At 70.9% G+C, this 25,763-nt stretch carries 26 protein-coding genes; 15 read left to right on the top strand and 11 right to left on the bottom strand.

Annotated elements, in window-relative coordinates; all coding sequences use genetic code 11:
• Positions 1 to 8 precede the first annotated feature (8 nt).
• Complete coding sequence (locus WFQ05_RS01835; protein WP_337052382.1) at positions 9 to 1,793, bottom strand: transmembrane repetitive protein; 1,785 nt, start codon at positions 1,791 to 1,793, stop codon at positions 9 to 11.
• 14 nt (positions 1,794 to 1,807) lie between these two features.
• Positions 1,808 to 2,401, bottom strand: coding sequence for an NfuA family Fe-S biogenesis protein (locus WFQ05_RS01830; RefSeq protein WP_337052381.1), 594 nt, complete (start codon positions 2,399 to 2,401; stop codon positions 1,808 to 1,810).
• A 95-nt stretch (positions 2,402 to 2,496) separates the two neighbouring features.
• Here WFQ05_RS01830 and WFQ05_RS01825 point away from each other — a divergent pair, with 95 nt between their 5' ends.
• A complete protein-coding gene (locus WFQ05_RS01825) occupies positions 2,497 to 2,844 on the top strand; it encodes a 4a-hydroxytetrahydrobiopterin dehydratase (protein ID WP_130518700.1) in 348 nt (115 codons plus the stop codon).
• Positions 2,841 to 3,278: an energy transducer TonB gene (locus tag WFQ05_RS01820; protein ID WP_337052380.1), complete on the top strand. Its 438-nt coding sequence runs from the start codon at positions 2,841 to 2,843 to the stop codon at positions 3,276 to 3,278. Before WFQ05_RS01825 ends, WFQ05_RS01820 begins: the two co-directional genes overlap by 4 nt.
• 155 nt (positions 3,279 to 3,433) lie before the next feature.
• Here WFQ05_RS01820 and WFQ05_RS01815 read toward each other — a convergent pair whose 3' ends face one another.
• Positions 3,434 to 4,339, bottom strand: coding sequence for a LysR substrate-binding domain-containing protein (locus tag WFQ05_RS01815; protein ID WP_306992229.1), 906 nt, complete (start codon positions 4,337 to 4,339; stop codon positions 3,434 to 3,436).
• Between the two features lie 140 nt (positions 4,340 to 4,479).
• Between WFQ05_RS01815 and WFQ05_RS01810 the strand changes: the two genes are divergently transcribed.
• The 4 genes from WFQ05_RS01810 to WFQ05_RS01795 all read left to right on the top strand — a co-directional run bounded on the left by WFQ05_RS01810 (position 4,480) and on the right by WFQ05_RS01795 (position 7,932).
• Positions 4,480 to 5,748 carry an MFS transporter gene (locus WFQ05_RS01810; protein WP_337052377.1) on the top strand — a complete coding sequence of 423 codons (1,269 nt, stop codon included), beginning with the start codon at positions 4,480 to 4,482 and terminating at the stop codon, positions 5,746 to 5,748.
• A gap of 46 nt (positions 5,749 to 5,794) precedes the next feature.
• Positions 5,795 to 6,286 (top strand): pyridoxamine 5'-phosphate oxidase family protein, encoded by a 492-nt coding sequence (locus WFQ05_RS01805; RefSeq protein ID WP_337052375.1) that lies wholly within the window; start codon positions 5,795 to 5,797, stop codon positions 6,284 to 6,286.
• A gap of 132 nt (positions 6,287 to 6,418) precedes the next feature.
• Positions 6,419 to 6,628 carry a hypothetical protein gene (locus WFQ05_RS01800; protein ID WP_130522435.1) on the top strand — a complete coding sequence of 70 codons (210 nt, stop codon included), beginning with the start codon at positions 6,419 to 6,421 and terminating at the stop codon, positions 6,626 to 6,628.
• A gap of 203 nt (positions 6,629 to 6,831) precedes the next feature.
• On the top strand, positions 6,832 to 7,932 hold the full coding sequence (locus WFQ05_RS01795; RefSeq protein WP_337052373.1) for a Glu/Leu/Phe/Val dehydrogenase dimerization domain-containing protein: 1,101 nt from the start codon (positions 6,832 to 6,834) through the stop codon (positions 7,930 to 7,932).
• A gap of 102 nt (positions 7,933 to 8,034) precedes the next feature.
• Here the strand turns inward: WFQ05_RS01795 and WFQ05_RS01790 are convergent, their stop codons facing one another.
• Complete coding sequence (locus WFQ05_RS01790; RefSeq protein WP_337052372.1) at positions 8,035 to 10,800, bottom strand: S8 family serine peptidase; 2,766 nt, start codon at positions 10,798 to 10,800, stop codon at positions 8,035 to 8,037.
• Positions 10,801 to 11,061: 261 nt separating this feature from the next.
• Here WFQ05_RS01790 and WFQ05_RS01785 point away from each other — a divergent pair, with 261 nt between their 5' ends.
• The 5 genes from WFQ05_RS01785 (at position 11,062) to WFQ05_RS01765 (ending at position 15,297) form a co-directional block, all read left to right on the top strand.
• Entirely contained in the window at positions 11,062 to 12,237 is a 1,176-nt protein-coding gene (locus WFQ05_RS01785) for a thiolase family protein (RefSeq protein WP_337052371.1), read from the top strand.
• A gap of 137 nt (positions 12,238 to 12,374) precedes the next feature.
• The gene (locus tag WFQ05_RS01780) at positions 12,375 to 12,725 is read left to right on the top strand and encodes a hypothetical protein (protein WP_130518717.1); all 351 of its coding nucleotides are present in this window, start codon (positions 12,375 to 12,377) and stop codon (positions 12,723 to 12,725) included.
• Between the two features lie 500 nt (positions 12,726 to 13,225).
• On the top strand, positions 13,226 to 13,600 hold the full coding sequence (locus WFQ05_RS01775) for a hypothetical protein (protein ID WP_130518719.1): 375 nt from the start codon (positions 13,226 to 13,228) through the stop codon (positions 13,598 to 13,600).
• A gap of 804 nt (positions 13,601 to 14,404) precedes the next feature.
• A complete protein-coding gene (locus tag WFQ05_RS01770; protein WP_337052370.1) occupies positions 14,405 to 14,917 on the top strand; it encodes a polymer-forming cytoskeletal protein in 513 nt (170 codons plus the stop codon).
• Positions 14,914 to 15,297 (top strand): hypothetical protein, encoded by a 384-nt coding sequence (locus tag WFQ05_RS01765; protein WP_130531268.1) that lies wholly within the window; start codon positions 14,914 to 14,916, stop codon positions 15,295 to 15,297. The genes WFQ05_RS01770 and WFQ05_RS01765 overlap by 4 nt, the downstream gene beginning before the upstream one ends.
• 43 nt (positions 15,298 to 15,340) lie before the next feature.
• On the opposite strand, the gene WFQ05_RS01760 is transcribed toward WFQ05_RS01765, so the two are convergent.
• The 3 genes from WFQ05_RS01760 to WFQ05_RS01750 are packed head-to-tail and all read right to left on the bottom strand — an operon-like array spanning position 15,341 to position 17,705.
• Entirely contained in the window at positions 15,341 to 15,598 is a 258-nt protein-coding gene (locus WFQ05_RS01760; protein ID WP_337052369.1) for a DUF6587 family protein, read from the bottom strand.
• A complete protein-coding gene (feoB, locus tag WFQ05_RS01755) occupies positions 15,598 to 17,457 on the bottom strand; it encodes a ferrous iron transport protein B (protein WP_130522429.1) in 1,860 nt (619 codons plus the stop codon). The genes WFQ05_RS01760 and feoB overlap by 1 nt, the downstream gene beginning before the upstream one ends.
• Positions 17,454 to 17,705, bottom strand: coding sequence for a FeoA family protein (locus tag WFQ05_RS01750; protein WP_130519757.1), 252 nt, complete (start codon positions 17,703 to 17,705; stop codon positions 17,454 to 17,456). The genes feoB and WFQ05_RS01750 overlap by 4 nt, the downstream gene beginning before the upstream one ends.
• Before the next feature lie 140 nt (positions 17,706 to 17,845).
• On the opposite strand from WFQ05_RS01750, the gene WFQ05_RS01745 reads away from it, so the two are divergent.
• The 3 genes from WFQ05_RS01745 (at position 17,846) to yeiP (ending at position 19,872) form a co-directional block, all read left to right on the top strand.
• Complete coding sequence (locus tag WFQ05_RS01745; RefSeq protein WP_130533006.1) at positions 17,846 to 18,334, top strand: GNAT family N-acetyltransferase; 489 nt, start codon at positions 17,846 to 17,848, stop codon at positions 18,332 to 18,334.
• An 81-nt stretch (positions 18,335 to 18,415) separates the two neighbouring features.
• Positions 18,416 to 19,186, top strand: a complete 771-nt coding sequence (locus WFQ05_RS01740) for an SDR family NAD(P)-dependent oxidoreductase (RefSeq protein ID WP_337052368.1) — start codon at positions 18,416 to 18,418, stop codon at positions 19,184 to 19,186.
• Between the two features lie 119 nt (positions 19,187 to 19,305).
• Positions 19,306 to 19,872 carry an elongation factor P-like protein YeiP gene (gene yeiP / locus WFQ05_RS01735; protein WP_130519751.1) on the top strand — a complete coding sequence of 189 codons (567 nt, stop codon included), beginning with the start codon at positions 19,306 to 19,308 and terminating at the stop codon, positions 19,870 to 19,872.
• 42 nt (positions 19,873 to 19,914) lie between these two features.
• Here yeiP and WFQ05_RS01730 read toward each other — a convergent pair whose 3' ends face one another.
• The 3 genes from WFQ05_RS01730 to WFQ05_RS01720 form a co-directional block, all read right to left on the bottom strand.
• Positions 19,915 to 21,744, bottom strand: coding sequence for a DUF4105 domain-containing protein (locus tag WFQ05_RS01730; protein ID WP_337052741.1), 1,830 nt, complete (start codon positions 21,742 to 21,744; stop codon positions 19,915 to 19,917).
• 32 nt (positions 21,745 to 21,776) lie between these two features.
• On the bottom strand, positions 21,777 to 22,088 hold the full coding sequence (locus tag WFQ05_RS01725) for a DUF2388 domain-containing protein (RefSeq protein WP_130519749.1): 312 nt from the start codon (positions 22,086 to 22,088) through the stop codon (positions 21,777 to 21,779).
• Positions 22,089 to 22,183: 95 nt separating this feature from the next.
• Entirely contained in the window at positions 22,184 to 23,572 is a 1,389-nt protein-coding gene (locus tag WFQ05_RS01720) for an FAD-binding oxidoreductase (protein WP_337052367.1), read from the bottom strand.
• 142 nt (positions 23,573 to 23,714) lie between these two features.
• On the opposite strand from WFQ05_RS01720, the gene serA reads away from it, so the two are divergent.
• A complete protein-coding gene (gene serA / locus WFQ05_RS01715) occupies positions 23,715 to 24,953 on the top strand; it encodes a phosphoglycerate dehydrogenase (RefSeq protein WP_130519746.1) in 1,239 nt (412 codons plus the stop codon).
• A gap of 218 nt (positions 24,954 to 25,171) precedes the next feature.
• On the opposite strand, the gene WFQ05_RS01710 is transcribed toward serA, so the two are convergent.
• Positions 25,172 to 25,723, bottom strand: a complete 552-nt coding sequence (locus WFQ05_RS01710) for an NUDIX hydrolase (RefSeq protein ID WP_337052366.1) — start codon at positions 25,721 to 25,723, stop codon at positions 25,172 to 25,174.
• Positions 25,724 to 25,763 lie beyond the last annotated feature (40 nt).

The raw sequence follows: 25,763 nt of genomic DNA, 5'->3' as shown, positions 1-25,763 counted from the left end.
CCCGCCCCTCAACTCCCCACCGGAATCGGATTGCGCTTGACCGGGATGTCCGGCGGCGGCCGCGCCGTGGCGGGGTGGTCGTTGAGGTTGGGGTCGTAGACGCCGCAGGCGCCGCCGGCCTGCAGGATCGACACCACGCACTTGATGCGCTTGGACGTGCCGGGGATCGGGATCTCCAGGTCCTGGATGCCGGCGCGGACCCAGTCCTGCAGCAGGGTGCCGCCGGGCATCCAGTACTTGTCGAACATCGTCGGCTCATAGCCGAACGCCGGACGGTCCAGCCAGGTGCCGGCGTTGTTCGCATCGATCCTGGCCTGCTGGCGCGAGCCCGGCGCGCCGGGGCGGTCCGAGCGCCCGCTGCCTGACGCATCCGGCACCTTGACGCTGCCGTCTGCGTTGAATAGCCCCTGCAGGCCCTGCCCCGCGCTGCCCTGATTGCCGGCCTGCGCGTTGCGCGAGGCGCCCCAGTCGTCGGCGCGCGTCTGGCCCGGCGTGCCCCACTCGTCCGCGGCACGTGCACCCGCGCCTGGGCTGCTGGCCTGACTGCCGGCGGTCTGGCCGCCCTGCACCGGCGACGGCGGCGCGCCGCTGTTGGTGGCCGTGTTGGAGGCTTGCTGGCCGGTCTCGGCCGCCGTTTGGCTGGCGCGCTCGGCCTGGCCCTGCTGGGCCTGCGGGCTGCCGGCGTTGGCCGCGCTGGATGCGGCCTCCGCAACGGACTGGGCCGGCGCGGCCGGTGCGGGGGCCGCCGGCATCGGGATCTCGCGCACGCGGGCCTGGGCCGGAGTCGAGGCCGGCAGTTGCACCGGCGCCGGCTCGGGGCTGCGCAGGGCCTGCAGCGCCGGCGCCTGCACCTGGGGCACCGGCTCGGGATTGGGGATCTCGCGCTGGCGCACCTGCGTGGGCGGCGCGGCCGGCGCCGGCAGGTCGACCGCGCGCGGGGCGACCTGTTGCACGGCCACCGGCTGCTGGGTCTGCAACGTCTCCACCTCGCGCACGCGCGCGGCCGGCGGCTGCCACTGCACCTGGGGCGCGGGCAACTGCACCTGCGGCGGCGTGGTCGGCGGCAGGACGAAGGTCTGGGTCGGCTGCGCGGTCTCGGTCACCTGCAGCGGCTGTTCGACCGGCGGCGTCGACGGCGCTGGGGTTTCGGGCTGCGGCGGGGTGGCCGGCTGCTCGGCCACCTGCGGCGGCGTGGGCGTGGGCGGGGACGGGGCCGCCTGCGCCGGCGCGGGCTGCGCGGGGGCCGGCGCGGCGGCCTCGGGCGTCGCCGCCGCAGGCGCGGGCCGGCTCGCGCCACGCGGCGCGGCGGGGGCGGCCTGCTGCGCGCCGGGCGTGGGCGGTTGCGGCCCCGAGCCACCGCCCTCGCCCGGCGTGCCGCGCCCGATGAAGGTCAGCTGCACGCGGCTGCCGTCTTCCTCGGTCGGCGTGGGCGGCAGCGCCATCAGGCTGACGAAGATCAGCAGCGCCAGGAACGCCAGGTGCAGCAGCAGACTCCCCAGCCGCCCGACCCAGCGGATCCAGCGCTCCTCGCGCGGCGGCGCCTCGCCATGCTGCCAGTGCAGCGACCACGCGGCCTGCCAGCGGTTCATCGGCCGCGCCACTGGCGCCATGCGCGGGCGCGCGGCCGCGGCGGCCACCAGCGCCTCGACCGGGGCCAGGCTCAGCTGACCGGCCTGCGCCGGCCGGTTGCGCAGCCAGATGCCCCAGCCGTGCGGCAGGCCGGTGCGTTTTTCCAGAATGGGCGCCGGCCTGCGCTGCAGGAGGGCGGCGATGATCTCGGTGGCAGTCGTCACCGGATGCGGACGGATCAGGCCGCGTCGCGCGGCATGTACGGCGCCTGGCCGCTGTCGTGGTCGGTGGCGTCACGCACCGCGGTCACGCCCGGCACGCGCGTCAGCAAGGTCTTCTCGATGCCCTGCTTCAGGGTGACATCGGCCATGCCGCAGCCGTGGCAGCCGCCGCCGAAGCGCAGGAACACCACGCCCTCGCCCGTCACTTCCTCCACCGCCACGCGGCCGCCGTGCGAGGCCAGCTGCGGGTTGACCTCGTGCTCGACCACCCAGCGCACGCGCTCGACCAGCGAGGCGCCCTCTGCCGGCGCCTTGCCCTTGATGTGCGGGGCCTTGATCGTCAGCTGGCTGCCGGCGCCCTGGGTGACGAAGTCGATCTCGGCATCGTCCAGCCACGGCACGCTGGCCGCGTCCACGTACAGGGTGAAGCCTTCGCAGTCCACGGCCCACTCGTCGCCGGCCAGTTCGCGCGGTTCGGCGAACTCCAGCCGCGCGTCGGCGCGCGGGGTGCCCGGTTCGACCGCACTGAGCCGCACGCCCAGGCCGGGCGAGGCCTCGCGCTCGATCAGCTTGCGGAAATGGTGCTGGGCGGTCTCGGAGATCTGGATCATGCGGCGTATTCTAGCGGTCTGCCCGCGCACCGGTCAGAACGGAATGGTCACGCGCGGGAATGCTACGTTCCCCGCGCCACCTGCAGGAGCCACCGATGTCCGACCTCGTCCCCCTGGCCGCCGCGCACTGCCTGCCCCGCAGCGGCAGCGAGCACCGCCTCAGCCAGGCGCGCATCGCCGAGCTGCTGCCGCAGCTGCCCGGCTGGGAGCTGGCCGAACAGGACAAGGCGCTGGTGCGCACCTTCCGCTTTCCCGACTATTACCGCACGCTGGCCTTCGTCAACGCGCTGGCCTACATCGCCCACGCCGAGGACCATCATCCGGACCTGGGCGTGCACTACGACCGGGTGGTGGTGCGTTTCTCCACCCACGACGTGGGCGGCCTGAGCGAGAACGACTTCATCTGCGCCGCCAAGGCGCAGGCACTGGAACCCGACGCATGAACACCCGCACCGTTTCCCGCCCCCTGCGCCTGCTGGCGCTGTCGTGTTTCGCCGTGCTGGCCGCCGCCTGCGGCGAGCAGGCCGCGCCCGAGGCCACCGCCCCGGCCGCCACCGAGCTGACCGCGCTGCAGACCCCGCCGCCGCAATACCCGCTGGAGGCCGCGTGCAGCGGCCACGGCGGCGTCTCCACGCTCAAGGTCACCGTCGGCACCGCCGGCACGCCGACCGAGGTGGTGGTGGCCAAGGGCAGCGGCAACGCGGCGCTGGACGATGCGGCGGTGGCTGCGGTCAAGCAATGGACCTTCAAGCCGGCCACGCGCGGCGGCCAGCCGGTGGCGCAGACCCTCAACGTGCCGGTGAACTTCCCCGCCCCGCAAGTGCGCCCGGACGCCTGTTTCTCGCTGGACGAGAAGGCCAAGACCCCGGCGCAGTGAGCGACCGGCGCCCGGCATCGCGTACCGGATGAATCGGGTTTCGAGCGGCGTTGACGCTGCAGACGCCGGAACGCGTTACTCCTTTTAGCGTCCCGCGTGAGCGTCGCTGGGTTCCCGCCTTCGCGGGAACGACGATAGAAGCTTCCCAGCGGCACTCAGCCCGCACGGCCGCGCAGCGGCTCGACTCCGGTCATATTGGCCCCGGCCAGCCGCATCAGCTCGATGAAGCGCTGCAGCTTGGCCGGCTGATGCCGCGCCGGCGGATAGACCAGGTGCACCGGCAGCGGGGTGGCGCGCCAGTCCGGGGCCAGGTGCAGCAGCCGGCCGGCGGCGACGTCCTCGGCCACCAGCCAGGCCGAGGCGATGCACGCCCCCAGCCCGGCCAGCGCCGCGGTGCGCAGCGCGTGCAGGCTGTCGGTGCTCAGCCTGGGCCGGATCGGGAAATGGCACTGCCGCCCGTCCTGGCGATGGGTCAGGCTGATGTCGTTGCGGTAGAACAGGTTGATCGCCAGCCAGGGCAGCGCGCGCAGGGTCTCGATCGCATCGGGTGCCTCGCGCCCTTCCAACAGTTCCGGCGCGCCGACCACGATGCGTGGCACCTCGGCGATCTGCACCGCCACCACCGAGGGATCCATCACCGTGCCGACGTGGATGGCGCAGTCGATGTTGTCGGCGACGAAGTCCGGCTCGCGCTCGTGCAGCAGCCAGTCCACCGAGACCTGCGGATAGCGGCGCAGGTAGTCGGCCATCGGTTCCATCAGCTGGCGCTGGCCGAAGGCGTGCGGCACCACCACGCGCAGCAGGCCCTGCGGGGCTTGGCCGGCTCCGCGCAGGTCGTCTTCCAGCGCCTGCCAGTCCTGCAGCAGGTCGCGGGCCTTGTCGTAGCAGCGCGCGCCGTCTTCGGTCAGCGTCATGGCGTGGGTCGAACGGCGCAGCAGCTTGAGCCCGAGCAGGCGTTCGAGCGCCTGCAGCCGTCGGCTGACGGTGGGCTGGCTGGCGCCGAGCTGCGCGGCGGCGGCCGACAGGCTGCCGGCCTCGACGATGCGGACGAAGGTCTGCATCAGTTCGAGGCGGTCGGTTCCTGTGGAAATCGGCTCTTGCATACGCCCGACGCATAGGCATTGTGTCGGCGCGCAGGCTACCACGCGCGCCGGACGGCCCGGAAAATAGCGCGCACCCCACCTTGCAGCCGCTCGACGCCATGACTCACATTCAATATCCGCATGAAGCCCCAGGCCACACCGGCCTGCCGCGCCGGCTGGTGCTGCTGCTGGCGATCGGCGCCGGCATGAGCGTGGCCTCGCTCTACTACAGCCAGCCCATGCTCGGCGTGCTGGCCGGCGACCTGCACGCCAGTGCCCAGACCGCCGGCCTGGTCCCCACGCTCAACCAGCTCGGCTATGCGCTGGGCATCCTGCTGTGCGCGCCGCTGGGCGATCGTTACGACCGCCGCCGGGTGATCCTGGCCAAGTGCGGCCTGCTGGCGCTGGCGCTGGCCGTCGGCGGCCTGGCGCCGGGCATGACCACCCTGCTCTGCGCGAGCCTGGCGATCGGCCTGACCGCCACGGTGGCGCAGGACTTCGTGCCCGCCGCCGCCACGCTGGCGCGGATCGAACACCGTGGCCGCATCGTCGGCACGGTCATGACCGGCCTGCTGCTGGGCATCCTGCTTTCGCGCGTGGGCAGCGGCCTGATCGCCGGAATCTGGGGCTGGCGCGCGGTCTACCTCATCGCCGCCGTGGGCATGGTCCTGGTCGGGCTGGCCTCGGCGCGCTGGGTGCCGCGCTTCGAGCCGACCACCACGGTGGGCTATGGCGCGCTGCTGGCCAGCCTGGTGCCGCTATGGCGCGCGCACCCGGCGCTGCGCCGCGCCACCTGGGCGCAGGCGACCCTGGCGGTCGGCTTCAGCGCGTTCTGGTCGACGCTGGCGGTGATGCTGCAGGACGCGCCCTTCCACCTGGGCAGCGCGGTGGCCGGCGCGTTCGGCCTGGCCGGTGCGGCCGGCGCGCTGATGGCGCCGATTGCCGGCCGCATCGCCGACCGGCGCGGCCCGGGGCTGGTCACCCGCCTCGGCGCCGGGCTGGCGGCGGGCGCGTTCGCGCTGATGCTGGCCGGGCCACTGCTGCCGATGCACGGCCAGCTGGCCCTGCTGGTGGTGGGCACGATCGGCTTCGACCTGGGCGTGCAGGCCACGCTGGTCTCTCACCAGACCATCGTCTACGGCATCGATCCTGGGGCGCGCAGCCGGCTCAACGCGGTGTTCTTCACCGGCATGTTCATCGGCATGGCCAGCGGTGCGGCCCTGGGCAGCGTGCTGATGCAGCACCTGGGCTGGCCGGGCGTGCTGGGCCTGGCGGTGCTGACCTCGTTGCTGGCGCTGGCGATCCGGCTCGGCGCGCACCGCGACGCGGCGGCGGCCGGACGTTGCGCGCACGTCAACGCCGCGCCGCCGCTTCACCACGAAGCATGAGCATCGCGCGCGGCAGGCTGAGGACACACCCCTCCTGGAGACCCGCATGTCCACCTCGCCGCAAGAGCTCGAAGCCGCCTTCTGGAAGGCCCTCAAGTCCGATCGCACCGTGATGCTGGGGCTGGAGGGCATCGAAGACGGCCATACCCGGCCGATGACCGCGATGATCGAGGGCGACGAAGGCGGCCCGGTCTGGTTCTTCACCTCCGTCGACAATGCAATGGTGCAGCAGCTGGGCTCGGGCCACCGCGCCATCGCCGCCTTCGCCGCCAAGGACCACGACCTGTTCGCCAGCGTGCGCGGCACGCTGGTGCTGGACACCGACCGCGCGGTCGTCGATCGCCTGTGGAACCCCTTCATCGCCGCCTGGTACGAAGGCGGCAAGGACGATCCCAAGCTGGCCCTGCTGCGCCTGGATCCGGACCAGGCCGAGATCTGGAAGAACGGCTCCAGCCTGCTGGCCGGGCTGAAGCTGCTGCTGGGGCGCGACCCCAAGCGCGACTACGCCGACAAGGTCGCCAAGGTCAATCTGGCCTGATGACCCGCGCGACGCGCCGCGGCCGATGCTGCGTCGCGTCGTGACCCGTCTTCGGGGCGGGCGGATAGTCGGCTGAACCAGGACCGCGCCGGTCCTGCTTCGCCAGCCGCCCGCCCGCCTCCGGAGATCCGCATGAAAGCCGTGATCGCTCTGCTCGCCGCCGTCGTCCTGCTCGCCATCGGTATCCCGCTTTCGCGCGCCATCAGCAATGGCGAAGAACACACCATCACCCGCACGCTGGATCCGGATGCGCCGCGCCCCGTGCGCGAGACCGCCAAGCCGCGTCCGGCGCAGGTCAGCCACGCCGACACCGATCCCAAGCCGGCCGCCGCGCCGCGCTAGCCGGTCCGATCCAGCCGCAGCGCGCCATCGCGGCGCTCAGGGGGCGCATGTGCGCGCCGCACGCGACTGGGTAAACTGTGGCAATGCAACATCGCCGCCCGCCTCAGGGCGGCGTCTTTTTTTGGTTTATAAAACAATCGTCTAGGATACGTTTCGCAAGGATTGGTCGAAGTCTTGGCCTGCGCGGATTGGAGCCCTTCCCCATGATTTTCGAAACCCTCGACACCTCCGGTCACGAACAGGTCGTGTTCTGCCACAACCCCGATATCGGGCTGAAGGCAATCATCGCCGTCCACAGCACGGTGCTGGGTCCGGCGCTGGGCGGAGTGCGCATGCGACCCTACCCCGACACCGAGACGGCCCTGACCGACGCGCTGCGGCTGAGCCGCACGATGACCTACAAGAACGCCCTGGCCGGCCTGAATGTCGGTGGCGGCAAGGCGGTAATCATCGGCGATCCGAGTCAGGACAAGGCCGAGGCGCTGTTCCGCATGTTCGGCCGCTATGTCGATTCGCTGGGCGGGCGCTACATCACCGCCGAGGACGTGGGCACCGACGTCAACGACATGGAGCATGTCTACCGCGAGACCGAATACGTGGTCGGCGTGCACCAGGTGCACCGCGGCTCGGGCGACCCGGCGCCGTTCACCGCCTACGGCGCGATGCAGGGGCTGATGGCCGCGCTCAACCGCCGGTTCGGCAACGAGGAGATCGGCAAGTACAGCTATGCCGTGCAGGGCCTGGGGCACATCGGCATGGAGTTCGTGAAGCTGCTCAAGGAGCGTGGCGCCAAGCTGTTCGTCACCGACCTCAATCCGGCGCTGGTGGCGCGCGCGGTCGAGGAATACGGCGCCGAGGCGGTGGCGCCCAACGAGATCTACGACATTCCCGCCGACGTGTTCTCGCCGTGCGCGCTGGAAGGGTCGATCAACCACGAGACCCTGCCGCGCCTGCGCGCCAAGATCATCTGCGGCACGGCCAACAACCAGATGTCGCACGTGGTCGGCGAGGAAGCCATGCGCCGCGGGATCCTGTACGCGCCCGACTATGCGGTCAACGCCGGCGGGGTGATGAACGTCTCGCTGGAGATCGACGGCTACAACCGCGAGCGCGCCATGCGCCTGATGCGCAACATCTATCACAACGTCGGGCGCGTCTTCGACCTGGCCGAGAAGGAGCGGATCGCCCCGCAGTACGCCGCCGACCGCATCGCCGAGGCGCGCATCGCCTCGATCGGCAAGCTCAAGCTGCCGCTCGGCCGCACCGCCCCGCGCTACATGGGCCAGCTGCGCGGCGACCACTGAGCCGCACCAGGGGCGAGAACGAGAACGGGCGCCATCGGGCGCCCGTTCTGCTTTGCGTGACACTTGGAAGCTCGTCATGACCACAGGGCCCCTGGCGGCGACTCAGAACCCCACGCTGTACCGCACCGATCCCACCGACTCGCTCCCGCGCGCGCCGAAGCGCTGGTCCAGGCCGAAGGACAGGCGCTGGTTGGCGCGCAGCGCGGCCTCCAGCGAGAAGCCGGCCCAGCCGCCCGAGGCCGCCGCGTCGCCGCCCGGGATCGCGCCCCAGGCGTCGATGCCGACGAAGCGCGCCTGCCGCGAGAACCCGCTGGCCGACAGCACCGACTGCCATTCCAGATGGCCCGACAGCGACAGGTCCATCGACGCCAGCGACAGCGCCCGCTCCAGGCGCAGCCCGGCGATGGCCTGGGCGCGGCTGGCATGGCTGGCCGCCGCAGCCAGGCCGAAGCCGGCCGCGCCCTGCTCACTGAAGGCATCCCGCGCCAGGCTGGCGTAGTCCGCCCCCAGGTACGGGGTGAGCGTGCCCAGGCCGGTGCGCAGCGGCACGCCGGCTTCCATGCTGGCGAAGCGCATCTCACCGTCGTAGCGCGCATCGACGCCGTAGGCCGCGTCGCCCAGATAGACCGAGCGGCGCAGGTCGCGGCGGAACTGGCCCACGCCGAACTGCGCCAGCGCATAGCCGGCCTGCCCGCGATGGGCCAGATAGGCCTGCACATGGGTCTGGCGGTCTTGGCCGGCGTCGCCGAGCGTGTCGCGCACGCTGTTGGTGTCCATCTGGCCCACGGCCAGGCCCGAGGTCCAGCCCGGCGCCAGGGTCACGTCCTGGCCGGCGATCCAGCCCGACAGGTCCAGCCCGGCGGTCGCGCCCAGGCCCGAGGCCTGACGCCCGTCGAACGCCTGGTACCAGCCGTCCGCGCTGGCCCCGTCCTGCGCCACGTGCGCGGCCAGCGCACGCCGGCGTAGATCGAGCAGATCCAGGGTGACGCCGTCGGCCGCCGCATGCGCGCGGCCGGACAGGCTCTCCAGCGAACGCGCGGCGGCCGCGCTGGACGAGGTGCGCAGGAAATCCCCGGCCAGCGACGCCATCGCGCCGCTCTGGGCCTGCGGCTGCGCGTCGAGCTGGGTCAGCGCCGCGTCCACGCGCTGGGCGGCGCCGACCGACGCGGCGCTCATGCCCATCGCGCTGGCGGTGGCGGTGATGTCCAGCCGAGTGATGTCCAGGTACGCCTGGGTGCTGCTGAAGCCCAGCGACGCCTGCAGGAACACGTTCGAGGCTGAGCTCAGCCCGGAGAAGGTGCCGTTGATGGCGCTGGCGTCGACCACCGTCTCGCGCGCGCTGCGCACGTAGCCGCTGGCCATGCCCATCACCTTGAGCATGCCGCCCAGGTTGGCGGTGCCATCGACCTGCAGCGGCGTGCCGATCTGGAACTCCAGCGTGGCGCCGGAGGACTGGGTGAAGTCGCCCTCGATCCGCCGCGCGCCCGCCGCGCCGGTGAAGGCGACCGTGCCGTCGTTGCGCAGCGCGCCGCCCACGCCGCCGCCGGTGTTCAGGCGCGCGCCTGCGGCCACGCTGGCGCTGCCCGGGATCGCGCCGCTGGACAGCAACGCGCCCTGGCTGACGCGGGTCTGGCCCAGGTAGCTGTTCTGGCCGCTCAGGTTGAGCGTGCCGGCGCCGGACTTGGTGATGCCGCCGTCGCCGCTGATCGCGTTGGACCAGGTCGAGGTGCCGTCGAAGGACACCGCCACATCGCCCCAGTCCAGCCGCGCCGGCCCGTTGACCGCCTTGCCGACATTCAACAGGCCGTAGCCGAACACCGGGTCCACCCCCGCCGCGCCCAGGTCGGTGGCCGTGCCCAGCAGGGTCTGCCGGACCAGGTCGTTGGAGAAATAAGGAAAGGCCTGCCACACCAGGGCCGCCGCGCCGGAGACCTGCGGGGTGGACAGCGAGGTGCCGGTCCACTCCCAGTAGCTGGGCGCGGTCGGGCCATCGTTGGTGCCGGTGGTGATCACCTTGCCCGGCGCGACCAGACAGTAATGCATGGCCACGCCGCAGGCGTTGGAGTACGAGGCCAGCTGGGTCGGGTTGTCGGTGTCCAGCGCCGCCACCGCCAGCCAGCCGATCTCCAGATCGGCCGCCGGCAGTGTGTTGTTCGGGCCGGGCTTGCTCGGCATGGCGGCCGTGTCGGTCGGCTGGGCCTTGCCGTCGTTGCCGGTGGCGAACACCACGATGCCGCCGTTCTGCACGACGAAGGGCCGGTACTCGGCGGCGATCGGTGCTGTGGCGGTCAGGTCGGTCCAGTACACCCCGCCCCAGGAGTTGTTCATCACCTTGACCCCGCGCGCGATCAGGTCCTGGTGCACCTGGGCCAGGCCCAGCGCGCCGCTGGTCGAATTGCCGTTGCCCGAGCCGTCGTCGGTCGGCTCCTTGTCCGAGATGATCCGCGCCGAGACGATGCTCGCCCCCGGTGCGATGCCGCCCGGCCACGCGCCGAAGGCCCGGCCGGCGGCGATCTGCGCCACGGCCGTGCCGTGGCCGACCACGTCGTCCTTGGTCAGATCGTTGGACGAGCCGCTGACATAAGTGAGGTTGGCGGTGACCCGTGGCGAGAGCGCCGGATGGCTGCGGTTGACGCCGGTATCGACGATGCCGATCACCACACCGGTGCCGGTGAAGCCTGCGGCGTGCGCGGCGTCGGCATGGGTAAGGCTCAGATGCTTGGAATAGGTCGGATCCGGCGTGGTCACCACCGGCGCGGGGGTCGTGGCGGGCGGTGGTGTCGTCGATGGCGGATTCGACTTGACGCCCCCGCCCTTGCCGCCGCAGGCGCTCATCACCGCGCACGCCAGCACGTTCAGCACCAGCATCCGGCCCGCAGGCCGCCCCGACCTCGCTCCCTGTCCCCGCATCGCACCCGCTCCCCGAATGGCGCACCCCTGCGCCCGTCCGGCGCAATCTAGCGCAACCGCGGCGGCGCAGGTGGGCTTGCGTCTGCAGAACGCACGTTCACTTTGATACCCCACACGGCACCTCGGCGCCTGAGGCAAGCGGCCAATGGTCGGGGTGTGCCGACGCGAGCGCCCGGGAGGATAATGGGGAACTCTTTGGTTCCCCAGGACAGGCTCTCCATGAGCGACATCGTCATCGCCGCCGCCAAGCGCACCGGCATCGGTTCTTTCCTCGGCCAGTTCACCGGCACGCCCACGCCGCAGCTGGGCGCCAGCGTCATCGCCGCGGCGCTCGAGCAGGCCGGCGTGCCCGCGCAGGACGTGGACGAAGTCATCATGGGCTGCGTGCTGCCGGCCAACCTGGGCCAGGCGCCGGCGCGCCAGGCGGCGCTGGCGGCCGGCATCCCGCAGTCCACCGGCGCGACCACCATCAACAAGGTGTGCGGCTCGGGCATGAAGGCGATCATGCTGGCGCACGATCTGGTCAAGGCCGGCTCGGCGCGCGTGGTCGTGGCCGGCGGCATGGAGTCGATGAGCAACGCCCCGCACATGATTCCCAATTCGCGCACCGGTAACCGCTTCGGCGATTTCAAGGCGATCGACCACATGGCGTGGGACGGTCTGACCAATGCCTATGACGGTCAGGCGATGGGCGTATTCGCTGAGGCCACCGTGGAAAAGTATGGCTTCAGCCGCGAGGAGCAGGACGCCTTCGCGATCGAATCGGTCAAGCGCGCGCAGGCCGCGCAGGCCTCCGGCGCCTTCGATGCGGAGATCGTGCCGTTCAAGATCGCCACGCGCAAAGGCGAGGTGACCGTGAGCAGCGACGAGCAGCCGGGCAAGTCGGACATCGGCAAGATCCCCTCGCTCAAGCCGGCCTTCAAGAAGGACGGCACGGTCACCGCCGCCAGTTCGTCGAGCATCTCCGACGGCGCGGCCGCCACCGTGGTGTTGAGCGCCGAGGACGCCGCCCAGCGCGGCCTGCACCCGCTGGCGCGCATCGTCGCGCATGCCACGTTCTCGCAGCAGCCGGAGTGGTTCACCACCGCGCCGGTCGGCGCGATCCAGAAGGTGCTGGAGAAGGCGGGCTGGTCGGTCCAGGACGTGGATCTGTTCGAGATCAACGAAGCCTTCGCCGTCGTGGCGATGGTGCCGATCAAGGAACTGGGCATCCCCCACAGCAAGGTCAATGTGCATGGCGGCGCCTGCGCGCTGGGCCATCCGATCGGCGCTTCGGGCGCTCGCCTGGTCGTCACACTGCTCAACGCTCTGCGCGTGCAGGGTATGCGCCGTGGAATTGCCACGCTGTGCATCGGCGGCGGCGAAGCCACGGCCATCGCGGTCGAACTGCTCTGAAGACGTTTTCTGTTTTAACGCCAAGTTGACGAATCTGAGCCATACGCCCGCGAATGCTTGACAGTGGAAAACGGATTGTCATGATGTCGCCCGGCGCGCAACTGCGCGTTGCCAAACTAATCGACGAGGATTTACCAATGAGCATCAACAAGACGCTGATCGCGCTGGCAATGGGCCTGGCCCTGGCTGCTTGCTCGAAGCCGGAACAGGCTGCCGACGCCGCCACCGACGCGCAGCAGGCTGCCACCGAGGCCCAGGCTGCCGCCGACACCGCCGCTTCGACCCCGACCGCCGACGCTGCCCAGGCTGCTGCCGACACCGCCGCGACCGCCGCCAACACCGCCGCTGACGCTGCCGCCAACGCTGGCGCCGCGACCACGGACAAGGCTGCCGACGCTGCTGCCGACGCCGCCGAGGCTGCCAAGGACACCGCGCAGGACGCCGCTGACGCTGCGAAGTCCGCCGGTCAGGACGCCGAGAAGAAGTAATCCGCGCTTCGCCGATGGTTCGCCATCGGCAATCGGATTCGAGAAGACCGCCGGGCAACCGGCGGTCTTTTTTTGTGCTCGATGAAATTGCGGAACAGAGCGGTGAACATACTTCGCGGCGGCCTGTCCCCAGCCTGGTCGAGGTTCTGCGCTGATCGATCAGGACTGCTTTCGACATCAAGTCGACCGGCTCGACACGCCAGGCAACGGCACAGCGGTCGGCGACCACGACGAGCGACGCGATACGCCGCGCTTCAAGTCATTGCAGGGTGCGCCGATCGAGGGGAAGGCCGACACCGCGACTCTGATCGCTGCCCTCCGACCCAGCAACCCCGAGCGCCAGGATCCCTCGATCAAGAAAAAGAACATTTTTGTAAGGAACGGCCCTACATGGCGTTGACATGCGCCTTCGTAGGCTCGCCGCGTCGTGAATGCCGGTGTCCGTGACACCCGCAGACTTCGCGCCACACCATCCATCTTCTTTCGTTGAGGGGAACGCCATGACCAACAAGTTCAACATCGTGCTGATCGCTTCCGTCCTGGCGCTGGGCGCCTGCTCGCAGCAGACCCAGGACCGCGCCGCCGCCACCGCCGACAGCGCCGCGGCCGATGCCTCGGCTGCCGCGGACAAGGCTGCTGCCGCGGCCGACAACGCCGCCGACAAGGCCGCCGCCGCCACCGACGCCGCTGCCGACAAGGCCGCCGTTGCCGCCGACAATGCCGCGGCCGCGGCCAGCAACGCTGCCGAGAAGGCCGAGAACGCGACGCAGGCCGCTGCGGCCGATGCCGCCGCCGCCGTGTCCGAAGGCGCCAACGCCACCGCCGACAAGGCGGCCGAGGTCTCCAAGGACGCGCGCGAGGCTTCCAAGAAGTAAGCCGCTTCTGCACGCTGCAGTACCCGAAGAGGCCCGCGCGAGCGGGCCTCTTTCTTTGGTTGTTCGCCGAAGTGCCGAGCCGGTGAACGGCGCTGCGCCCACCAGCCTCGACCCAGCCGGCGTGGCTCCTCGGCCCAGTCCGCTATCGACGGCGGAAAGGCGTCCAGCAGCGCTCTGCCCCCTCCCTTTCGCCGCAGGCGAAGGGGAGGGCCGGGGTGGGGTGCTCTGCTTTTGCTTTTATGGCTCTACCGGTAAAGCCCCGACCCCTCCCCCTCCCTCCCCTGCGCTGCGCGCAAGGGAGGGGGTCTCAAGTCGATAACTTCCCGTAGCTGATCGCGGTGTGCGCCAGGAAGAGCGGCTCGAACAACCACGCAACCCGGAGCCTTGTGACTTAACGCTCGAGGCAGCGGGCCGGCGGGCGGTGGCCGCGCCTAGCGAGGCAGGACGCCGAGCGCCCGAATCAGGGCAGGATGCCCTGATTGAGGGAGAAGCGGCCACCGCCCGCCGGACCGCTGCCCAAACCGAAGCCGCACGCTCGACCGCCGCAATCCTCCAATCGGGAGAACGGCTTCCTCTTGCTACGTCCCAGCGGGCCGAGTCGACCTGGAAGCGCCCCACCCGCAGTTTCCGAATCGCTTGTGCGTTGCTGACAGACAGATCGCCGCTCCTTGCATTTGCCCCGACAGCCAGGACATGCAACGCTCCGGCACGACCGTCCGACGGGCGGTTTGGTGAGACCAGTCACAGCGCCTGTGCGGCGCAAGCCGCGATAGTCGCGTTTCCCCCGACAGGAGACCTTGCGACATGTCCATGTGGAAAGATCCGCTGTCCAGCAAGAAGGACGCCCCGCCGGCCCCGGTCATCGAGCCGTCCCCGCCGCCGGTGGCCAGCGCCGAGCCCATCGCGCCCACCCCGCTGACCAGCGCCCCGAGCCCCGCCTCGGCGCCCACCGCCCAGTCGGCCGGCCGCGAACGCAAGGAGTCGCTGATCGCCTCGGACCTGACCATCGAGGGCAAGATCGAGGGCAGCGGCCACGTGCGCATCGCCGGTCGCTTCAAGGGCGACGTCAATGTCCAGGGCGACCTGACCATCGAACACGGCGCCAAGCTGTCCGGCGGCGTCAAGGCCAGCAAGATCACCATCGCCGGCGAGCTGGAAGGCAATATCGAGGCGGCCAAGCACGTCGAACTGCTGGCCTCCGGCGCCCTGACCGGCGACGTCAAGTGCGGCACGATGACCGTGGCCGCCGGCGCCCGCATGCGCGGCCAGGCCGACTTCGGCTGGGACGGCAGCGAGAAGCAGCACGACGCGGCGTGAGCACCCAGCGCCCCGGCACGGCAGGCGCCACCCGCGCCTGCCCGCATTGCAAGGCGATGATCCTGGAGACCGCGGCCGTATGCCCGTCGTGCAAGCATCACCTGCGCTTCGACGACTCGGCCACCGTAGCCCGGCGCGAGGTGCAGCGCGTGGTGCCGCTGATGGTCCAGGGCACGGTCAACCATCCGGCCGACGCCGCCACGGCCTACGAATACACCGCGGTGATGGTGATCAGCGACGAACAGGGCCGGGAGATCGACCGCCACGTGGTCGGCGTCGGCGCCCTGCGGCCGGGCGAACAGCGCACCTTCTCGCTGGCGGTGGAGATGTTCCCGCATAGCGGCGGCCAGGCGCCGCGCGGGAAGCGCCGCCTGTCCTGAAGGTCCTGCGTCCGGCGGCACGCGCGACGCGTGCGGCCAAGCCTTACTTGCGCGTGGCCGGCTTCTGCGGCCCACAGCTGCTGCAGCCGCCGCAGGCGGCATCGACCGCCCTGACCGGCGGCGCCAGCGCCCTGCCCAGCCGCTGCATCCACGGCGGGCGCCCGTCCCGCAGCAGCGGCAGGGCCAGCGCGGTGCGCGCGCGGCGTGTCGCGTTGGGGAACTGCTTGTGCGCCACGACCCAGGCACTGACCAGCACGGCCAGCGCGATCACCAGGTACTGCAGCGCCAGCGCCGGTGCCATCAGCCCGCCCCCAGCATGACCGCGACCTGGTAGGTCAGCAGCGAGGCGATGTAGGCCAGCGCGAACAGATAACCGGCCGACACCGCCATGCGCTTCCACGAATTGGTCTCGCGCTTGATGGTGGCCAGCGTGGACAGGCACATCGGCGCGTAGATGTACCAGACCAGCAGCGACAGCGCTGTGGCCAGCGACCAGCCGTCGTGGATCAGCGGCGCCAGCGCCTGCGCCTTGGCATCGTCATCGCCGGCCGACAGCGCATAGACGGTGGCCAGCGAGGACACGGCGACCTCGCGCGCGGCCAGGCCCGGGATCAGCGCGATGCAGATCTGCCAGTTGAAGCCCAATGGGGCGAACACATAGCTCAGCGCATGGCCGATGCGCCCGGCGAAGCTGTAGTCGATCGGCGGCAGCGTGGCATCGGCCGGCGCGCCGGGGAAGGACAGCAGGAACCACAGCAGCACGGTGAGGGCCAGGATGATGCCGCCCACGCGCTTGAGGAAGATCATCGCGCGCTCGTACAGGCCCAGGGCCAGATCGCGCAGGTGCGGAATGCGGTAGGACGGCAGCTCCAGCAGCAGCGGGTGCTCGCTCTTGTCGCGGCGCCAGCGCTTCATCACCCAGGCCACCACCAGCGCGCTGACGATGGCCGCCACGTACAGGCCGAACAGCACCAGCCCCTGCAGGTTGAACACGCCGCCGACCTGCCGCTGCGGGATGAAGGCGCCGATCAGCAGCGCGTACACCGGCAGCCGCGCCGAGCAGGTCATCAGCGGCGCCACCAGGATGGTGGCCAGGCGATCACGCGGATCCTGGATCGAGCGCGTCGCCATGATCCCGGGGATGGCGCAGGCGAAGGAGGACAGCAAGGGAATGAACGAGCGCCCGGACAGGCCGGCCTTGGACATCAGCCGGTCCAGCAGGAAGGCCGCGCGCGGCAGGTAGCCGGATTCCTCCAGCGCCAGGATGAAGGCGAACAGGATCAGGATCTGCGGCAGGAACACGATCACCCCGCCCAGGCCGGCGATGATGCCGTCGGTGAGCAGGCTGTTGAGCGGGCCTTCCGGCAGCGCGCCGCCGACCCACCCGCCCAGCCAGGCGGTGCCGGCATCGATGGCGTCCATCAGCGGCGCGGCCCAGGCATAGACCGCCTGGAAGATCAGGAACATCACCACCGCCAGCGCCAGCAGCCCGAACACCGGATGCAGCAGCCAGCGGTCCAGCGTGTCGTCCACGCGCGCGGTGCGGGTGGGCATGCTCACCGCCAGCGACAGCAGGCGGCGCGTCTCGGCATGCAGGTCGGCGTCCTCGGGCAGCACGTGGCTGGGCAGCTGCGGCTGGGCGGCCATCCGGTCGATCTGCTCCAGCAGCGCCCGCGCGCCGTTGGACTTGACCGCCACGGTCTCCACCACCGGGATGCCCAGCTCGCGCTGCAGCACGTCCAGGTCGATCTGGATGCCGCGCCGGCGCGCGGCGTCGGCCATGTTGATCGCCAGGATCACCGGCAGGCCCAGGCGCAGCACCTCCAGCACGAAGCGCAGGTTGAGGCGCAGATTGGTCGCATCGACCACGCACACCAGTGCGTCCGGACGCGGCTCGCCGGGCAGGAAGCCGCGGCACAGGTCGCGGGTGATCGCCTCGTCCAGGCTGGCGGCGTTGAGGCTGTAGGCGCCGGGCAGGTCCAGCAGCGCATAGGTCTGGCCGTTGACGCCGGTGAAGCGGCCTTCCTTGCGCTCGACGGTCACGCCGGCGTAGTTGGCCACCTTCTGCCGGCTGCCCGTCAGCAGGTTGAACAGCGCGGTCTTGCCGCAGTTGGGGTTGCCGATCAGCGCCAAGCGCTGCGGCGCGGCGGCCGTGTTCATGCCCCTGCTCCGCGCTCGACGCGCAGACGCACGCGCGCGGCCTCGGTCCGGCGCAGCGCGAAGCGGGTGAAGCCCACCTGCACCAGCAGCGGATCGGCGCCGATCGGCCCCTGCGCCACGATCTCCACCTGCTCGCCGGCGACGAAGCCCAGCTCGCGCAGACGCCGGGCGATGGTGTCGTTGGGGCCGCGGTCTTCCACCGAATCGACGATGGCCTGGGTGCGCTGGGGCAGATCGGACAACATCACGCGAGCGGGCTCAAATGAAAACAGTTCTCAATAGTACCACCGTGATCAAGACGTGAGGCTGTCTGCCGGGTCACCGGACAGGACGCTGCGGGCCAGCCCGGCGTACGATGCGCACCCCTCATCCCGCGCGTTCACCGCCGATGTCCGCACCGTTCCTGATCCGGCCCATCCAGCCCACCGATGACGCCGCGATGGCGGCGATCATCCGCGCCGTCATGCCGGACTTCGGGGCCTGCGGGCCGGGCTTTGCGATCAACGATCCGGAGGTGGACTGGCTCAGCCGCGCCTATGCGCAGCCGCGCAGCGCCTACTTCGTGGTCGAGGTGGCCGGCCAGGTGCTGGGCGGCGGCGGCGTGGCGCCGCTGGAGGGCGGCCCGGCCGGGACCTGCGAGCTGCGCAAGATGTACTTCCTGCCCCAGGCGCGCGGGCTGGGCGCCGGCGCGGCGATGATGCGCCAATGCCTGGAGGCCGCGCGTGGCTTCGGCTTCAGCCAGTGCTACATCGAGACCCTGCGCAGCATGGAGGCGGCCATGCGCCTGTATGAGAAGAGCGGTTTCACGCCGCTGCCCGCCCCGCTGGGCGCCACCGGCCACGGCGGCTGCGACCGCTGGTACGCGCTCGCGCTCTGAGCGGCGCTGCCGCGGCGCGCAAGGGCGCGCCGGCGCATGCCATTAGACTTGTCGCCTTTACGCGTTCCGCAGGAGCCTTGCATGCAGCTGTACGAATCCCGCGCCGTGATCACCGGCGGCGTGTCCGGCCTTGGCCTGGCCACCGCCCAGCGCCTGGTCGCCGCCGGCGGCAAGGTGGTCCTGCTGGACGTCAACGACGAGAAGGGCGAGGCGGCCGTGCAGGCGCTGGGCCGCGCCAACGCGCGCTATCTACGCACCGACGTCACCGACGAGGGCGTGGTGTCGGCCAGCATCGCCGAGGCGCGCGCCTTCCTGGGCGGGCTGAACGTGGCGGTCAACTGCGCCGGCATCCTCGGCGCCGGCCGCGTGCTGGGCAAGGACGGGCCGATGGCGCTGTCCACCTTCCGCAACACGGTGCTGGTCAACCTGGTGGGCAGTTTCAACGTGGCCAAGGCCGCCGCCGAGGCGATGCAGGACAACGCGCCCGGCGAGGACGGCGAGCGCGGGGTGATCGTCAACACCGCCAGCGTGGCCGCCTACGAAGGCCAGATCGGCCAGGCGGCCTACGCCGCGTCCAAGGCCGGCGTGGTCGGCATGACCCTGCCGATGGCGCGCGAACTGGCGCGTTTCGGCGTGCGCGTGGTGACCATCGCGCCGGGCGTGTTCTGGACGCCGATGGTCGACGGCATGCCTGAGGCGGTGCAGCAGTCGCTGGCCGCGTCGATCCCCTTCCCTTCGCGCCTGGGCCAGCCGGCCGAATACGCCGACACCGTCGCCTACATCCTGCAGGCGCGCTACCTCAACGGCGAGACCATCCGGCTGGATGGCGCCACGCGCCTGGCCCCCAAGTAAGGCGGGCGTGAGCCAGGCGCGCGCGGAAAGCCTCTGCAACGCGCCCGCCTTCGCTCACCCCTCGCCGCTCAACGCTCCCCCTCCTCCCACACTCATTTCTTCAATCAGGTCTTCGATCCATGAAAGCTGGTGACATCAAGAAGGGCAACGTCGTCGAATACAACAACGGCGTCTACCAGATCCGCGACATCGAGCGCTCCTCGCCGCAGGGCCGCGGCGGCAACGTGCGCTTCCGTTTCATCATGTACAGCGTGCCGGGCGGCAACAAGCTCGACGCCAGCTTCGATGCCGACGACAACCTGAGCGAGGTCGAACTGCTGCGCCGCCAGGCCACCTTCTCCTACAAGGACGGCGAGGCCTTCGTGTTCCTCGACGACGAGGACTACACCCCCTACACCCTGGACGCGGACGTGCTGGGCGACGACGCCGGCTACATCACCGACGGCCTGACCGGCTGCTATGTGCAGGTGATCGACGAGCAGCCGGTGGCGCTGCAGCTGCCGCAGCACGTCACGCTGGAAGTCATCGAGACCCCGCCCGAGCTCAAGGGCGGCACCGCGACCAAGCGTCCCAAGCCGGCCAAGCTGTCCACCGGCATCGAGATCATGGTGCCCGAGTACATCACCACCGGCGAGCGCATCCTGATCAACACCACCACCGGCGAGTTCGGCGGTCGGGCGGACTGATCCTCGCCGCGCCGGCGCCCGCGAGCGTGCCGGCGCGACGCCTCAGGGCGCGAGCCCGCGCAGGCTGGGCACGCCAGTGTCGCGCTCAAGCGTGCGCAGACGCTGCCCCAGCGCGGCCAGGTTGGCGTCGGTGCCGTCGATCTGATCGCGCAGCTCCTGCGGCAACAGCAGGCGCGCGTCGTGTTCCAGCGTATCGCGCGCGGCGTGCTGCCGGCCGAGCAACGCACTGCCCTTCGCCTGCAGGAAGTCGCGCTCGGCCTGTTGCGGCAGGCCGTAGCCGGGCTGGCCCTGCAGCAGCAGCGCGGGCTGGGCGAACAGCCCCTCGTGCTCCAGGAGGTCGCGCAGGCGGGTGCGGCCGGCATCCAGGTCGGCATCGCCTCCCCCGTGCAGGAAGCGACGCTTGAGCGCATCGCGCGCCAGCAGGTCCTGGCGACGGCGCGCGGCCTGTTCCAGCACCAGCAGTGCGGCGCTGGCGCGCAGATCGGCGCGTTCGATCCATGGCGCGCGCCGCTGCGGCGGCTGCGACAGCCAGTCCTCGACCGACTGCGCGGGCAGCCCCAGGCGCGCGCGGGCGATGTCCAGCATCGCCTGGTATTGCGCGCTGGCCGGTGCGAAGTAATAGCCGGCGCGGCCGGCCTGCTCCAGGTCAGCCAGCGGCTGGCCATCGGCGATGCGCGCTTGTTCAAGGCGGCGCAGCAGGCCGTTGGGCGTGATGCCCGACAGCTGCCCGCCCGCATCCAGCGTGGGCACCCCGTCGCGCAGCAGCTTGTAGGTCTCGAACGCGCAGTTGTTGGAGGCGAAGCGGTAGCCGCCGTCGTAGCTCCAGTGCACCTGCGCGGCGCGCTGCAGCAGCGCGGCGATCTGCGCGCGCGACAGCGTCAGCGGCACCGAGCGCAGGCCGCGCAGCTGGCCCTGGGTGTAGTCGTCGATCACCTGCAGCATGGGCAGCAGGTACAGGCGCGAGGGATAGCGCCCGGTCAGGCCGCCCCAGCTCGAGATCTGCACATCGTCGATGAAGGCGCGGAACGAGAGCACGCGCTGGTACTGCAGGTCCAGCCGGCAGTCCGGCCCGCGCGGGCGGCCCGGCGCGCAGATCACCAGGCGCAGCATGCTGTGGCCCCAGCGGCTCATCGGCGCGTCGTTGCCGTCGGCCAGCAGATAGTCGACGGCGTAGACGCGTTCGGGGTCCAGCGCCAGCAGCGGCGCTGCCGGCCGGTCCTCGAAGAACGCGACGCCCGGCGCGCAGTCCCGGCCGGCCTGCGGCATCGAGCCCAGCCGCTGGGCGAAATACGCGTCCAGCAGCGGGCGACGGCAGGCATAGTCGGCATCGAGGATCCGATGCTCCAGATTGACCGCCACGTATTCCTGCGGCGAGAACAGCTCGTACGCATCGGGCGTGCGGTCGGTGAACGCGTTGTGGCGCAGGCGCAGCTTCAGGCGCGGCCAGCTGCCGATCTGCCAGCCGGCCAGATCGAGCAGACGCGGATCGCGCGAGAAGCCGCCGGCCGCGCTGCGATCCAGCAGGTGCGCCAGTTCGTGGACCAGGGCGGCGCGCGCCGGCGTACGCGCGGCCTCGTCGCTGGCCCGCATCCAGTCGCGCAGCAGGCTGCGCGGAAGCAGCACCTTTCCGGCACCGGTCGCGCGGCCATGCACGGCCGCGGGCAGATCGTCGCGCCACTGCACCGGCACGGTCTCCAGCGCCTGGCGCCACGCGTCCGGCAGCCGCGCCTGCACGTCATCGAACAAGGCCTGCGATGCCGCCCGCTCGTCGGCATCCAGCGCGGCAGTATCCAGCTGCAGATGCAACGCCGCCTGCGCGATCTGCGGCAGGCCGCATCCGAACAGGCAGATCGCCAGCAGCCGAGCGCCCAGCCACCGCGAACGCGGCGGCCGGTCAGGCGGGTTCACAGGGCCAGGATCGCCTGCGCGAGCTGCAGGTCGGAACGCTGGCGCGCGTCCGCGTCGCGTTCGCGCAGGCTGCGCAGGGCCGCCTCCAGGCGAGCGCCGCGGATCGCGCCGTCGCTGGCCACGAAGCTGGCCGCGTCCACCCGCGCATCGAGTACCAGCTTGTCGTTGTCCGAAGAGCTGTCCGAGGACGCCGAAGACCCGGCGCTGCCCGCGCTCGAGGTGCCGCCGGCGGCACCGGCCGCCGAACTCATCGCCCAGGCCGGCGCGGCCATTCCCAGCAGCAGGCCCACTACGATCCACTGACGCATCGATCCACTCCACGCATTGAACGGGGCGCCGATGGCGCCCGCGACGCGCAAGGCTACCGCAGCCGCGGCCGGGCGCACCACCGCTCCGCAGGCGCTTAGGGATCGAACAGCTTGCCCGGGTTCAGCAGGCCCTGCGGGTCGAGCGCCTTGCGGATGCCGCGCATCAGCGCGATCTCGGCCGGCCCGCGCGTGCTGTCCAGATAGGGCTTCTTGACCAGGCCGATGCCGTGCTCGGCCGAGATGCTGCCGCCATGGGCCTTCAGCGCCTGCGCCAGCAGTTTGGTCACCTGCTCGCAGTCGCGCACGAAGTCCGCCTGCGCCATCTGCTCAGGCTTGAGCACGTTGATGTGCAGATTGCCGTCGCCGATATGGCCGAACCACACCACCTCGAAATGCGGATAGGCCTGGCCCAGCAGCGCCTGGGTCTGCTCCAGGAAGGCCGGCATCTGCGAGATCCGCACCGACACATCGTTCTTGTACGGCACATAGGGCGCCAGCGACTCGGTGATCCCCTCGCGCAGGCGCCACAGCTGCTGGGCCTGCGCGTCGGACTGGCTGATGACGCCATCGGCGACCCAGCCGGCCTCCATGCAGGCCTCGAAGGCCGCCATCGCCGCCGCCTCGCTGTCCTCGTCGCCCACGGCGAACTCGGTCACCACGTAATACGGATAGACCTCGTCGAAGGGCTTGACCGCGCCATGCGCCAGCACGTGCCTGAGCGCGATGTCGGTGAAGAACTCGAAGGCCTCCAGCCGCAGCCGCTCGCGGAACGCGGCGAACACCTCCATCAGCCCCTCGAAGCTGGTCAGCGCCAGCAGCATCACATTGGTCGGCGGCGGCGGATCGGTCAGGCGCAGCGTCGCCTCGACCACGATGCCCAGCGTGCCTTCCGAGCCGATCATCAGCTGGCGCAGGTCGTAGCCGGAGGAGTTCTTGACCAGCGCGCGGTTGAGATCGAGCAGCTCGCCCTGCGCGGTGACCACCTTCAGCCCGGCGATCCATTCGCGCGTGTTGCCGTAGCGGATCACGCGGATGCCGCCGGCGTTGGTGGCGATGTTGCCGCCGATCGAGCACGAACCGCGCGCGGCGAAGTCCACCGGATATTCCAGCCCATGCTCGCGCGCGGCGTTGTGCACGGCTTCCAGCGGCATGCCGGCCTGCACGGTCAGGGTGCGGTCGACGCGATCGAAGGCCAGCGCCTTGTTCATGCGCTCAAGGCTCAGGACCAGCTCGCCATCGGCCGCCACCGCGCCGCCGGACAGGCCGGTGCGGCCGCCCGAGGGCACCACCTTGACCTGGCGCTGCGCGGCCCAGCGCATCACCGCCTGCACTTCCTCGACGCTGCCCGGCAGGGCGATGGCCAGGGGATTGGGCGTCCAGCGCCGGGTCCAGTCGCGGCCGTAGTGTTCCAGGTCGCCGGCGTCGGTCTTCAGGCGCAGGTCGGGCACCGCCACGCGCAGCGAATCAAGCAGGGAATCGGTCATGACGGTTGCGCGCGAAACGGCTTGTTTTCAAGGGTGCGCCAGCGTGCCAGCCCTGCAACGCCACGTCCAGATGGCGCGACGGCGTGGCCCGGGCGCAATCTGGCATAGTGGCGCCCCGCTTCGCTCCCCACCCGCTCCCCCCATGTCGAAGAAGACCTCGTTCCCGAAGGAAGACATCCGCGTATTGCTGCTGGAGGGCGTCAGCCAGACCGCGGTGGAGACCTTCAAGGCGGCCGGCTACAGCCAGATCGAGCTCCATTCCAAGTCGCTGCCCGAGGACGAGCTGAAGGCCCGCATCGCCGAGGCCCACATCATCGGCATCCGCTCGCGCACGCAGCTGACCGCCGAGGTGCTCGGCCACGCGCGGCGACTGATCGCGGTGGGCTGCTTCTGCATCGGCACCAATCAGGTCGACGTGGAGGCGGCCGAGCTGGCCGGCATCCCGGTGTTCAACGCGCCCTACTCCAACACCCGCAGCGTGGCCGAGCTGGTGATCGCCCAGGCGATCATGCTGATGCGCGGCATCCCGCAGAAGTCGGCCGAATGCCATCGCGGCGGCTGGTCCAAGTCGGCCGCGGGCAGCCACGAGGTGCGCGGCAAGACCCTGGGCATCGTCGGCTACGGCCATATCGGCACCCAGGTCGGCGTGCTGGCCGAGGCGATGGGCATGAAGGTCATCTTCCACGACATCGAGACCAAGCTCTCGCTGGGCAACGCCGCCCCGGCGCTGAGCCTGGAGGACCTGCTGGAGCGCGCCGACGTGGTGACCCTGCACGTGCCTGAAACGCCGGCCACCAAGGACATGTTCGGCCCGGCGCAGATCGCCGGCATGAAGCGCGGCGCGCACCTGATCAACGCCTCGCGCGGCACGGTGGTGGACATCGACGCGCTGGCCGAGGCGCTGCGCGCCGGCCAGGTCGGCGGCGCGGCGGTGGACGTGTTCCCGGTCGAGCCCAAGGGCAATGGCGATGCCTTCGTCTCGCCGCTGGCCGGCCTGGACCAGGTGATCCTGACCCCGCACGTGGGTGGCAGCACGCTGGAGGCGCAGGACAACATCGGCGTCGAGGTGGCCGCCAAGCTGGTGCGCTACAGCGACAACGGCAGCACCCTGTCGGCGGTGAACTTCCCCGAGGTTACCCTGCCCGGCCACGAAGGCAGCCGCCGCATCCTGCACATCCACCGCAACGTGCCGGGCGTGCTGTCGCAGATCAACGACGTGTTCCGCAACCAGGGCGTCAACATCGACGGCCAGTTCCTGCGCACCGACCCGCAGGTCGGCTATGTGGTGATCGATGTCACTGCCTCGGAGGAACAGGCGGCGGTGCTGAAGGACGCGATGGCCGCGATCGAGGGCACGCTGCGGGTGCGGGTGCTGTACTGATCCTCGACGAAACCTGATGTGTGGGAGCCGCCATTGGTCAAAAAGGCCACAAGGGCGGCTTCCACCTGTAGAGCGGAGCTTGCTCCGCTGCTCTTCGTTCGGTTCGTGGGGGAAGGCCCCAGCGGAGTCCCCAAAAGGGGATTGCCACAAGCTCCGCTCTACAAGGAGACCGCGGCCTGATCCGGGAGACAGTGGCTCCCACAAAAATCAAGGCGCGGTCAGGTGGCGGCTGAGGCCAGCCACTTGCGCGCCATGCGGCTGAGCGAAGGGTCCGGATCGGCGGCGACCTCGGCGATTGGCCGCCAGGCCAGGGCCAGGGATTCCTCGTTGCCGACGAAGGCCTCGCTGCCCAGGGCGCGCACCACGTAGCGCACGTCGAAGTGCCAGTGCCCCTGCACCTCGCCACGCTCGGGGATCCAGTGACGATCCAGATCGAAGATCGCCGCCGCGTCCACGACCAGGTCGGTCAGGCCGGTCTCCTCCTGCGCCTCCTTCAGCGCGACCGTCGGCAGCGCCTCGTCGCCGTCGGCGTGGCCGCCGGGCTGCAGCCAGCGCCGCAGCTTGGCGTGGTGCATCAGCGCCGCGCGCGTGCCGTCGGCGCTGACCAGCCAGGCCGAGGCCGTGAAATGGGACCCCAGCCGCGCCCGCACGAACGCGTCCGGGTGCGAGAGCAGCGCCAGGAAGTTGGCGACCGCCTCGTGTTCAGCCGGCCAGCGCGCCTGGTAGGCCTGAAGTTGCGCCGTCAGCGCGGCGCGGGAATCGTCGGACATAGGACCTCGCCCCATGCCCGGGCCGGCGGCCCGTCGGGCC

Origin of the sequence: Pseudoxanthomonas sp. USHLN014 (genome assembly GCF_037153335.1) — a bacterium.
Lineage (GTDB): Bacteria > Pseudomonadota > Gammaproteobacteria > Xanthomonadales > Xanthomonadaceae > Pseudoxanthomonas_A > Pseudoxanthomonas_A winnipegensis.
This window is presented reverse-complemented; position numbering and strand designations above follow the sequence as displayed.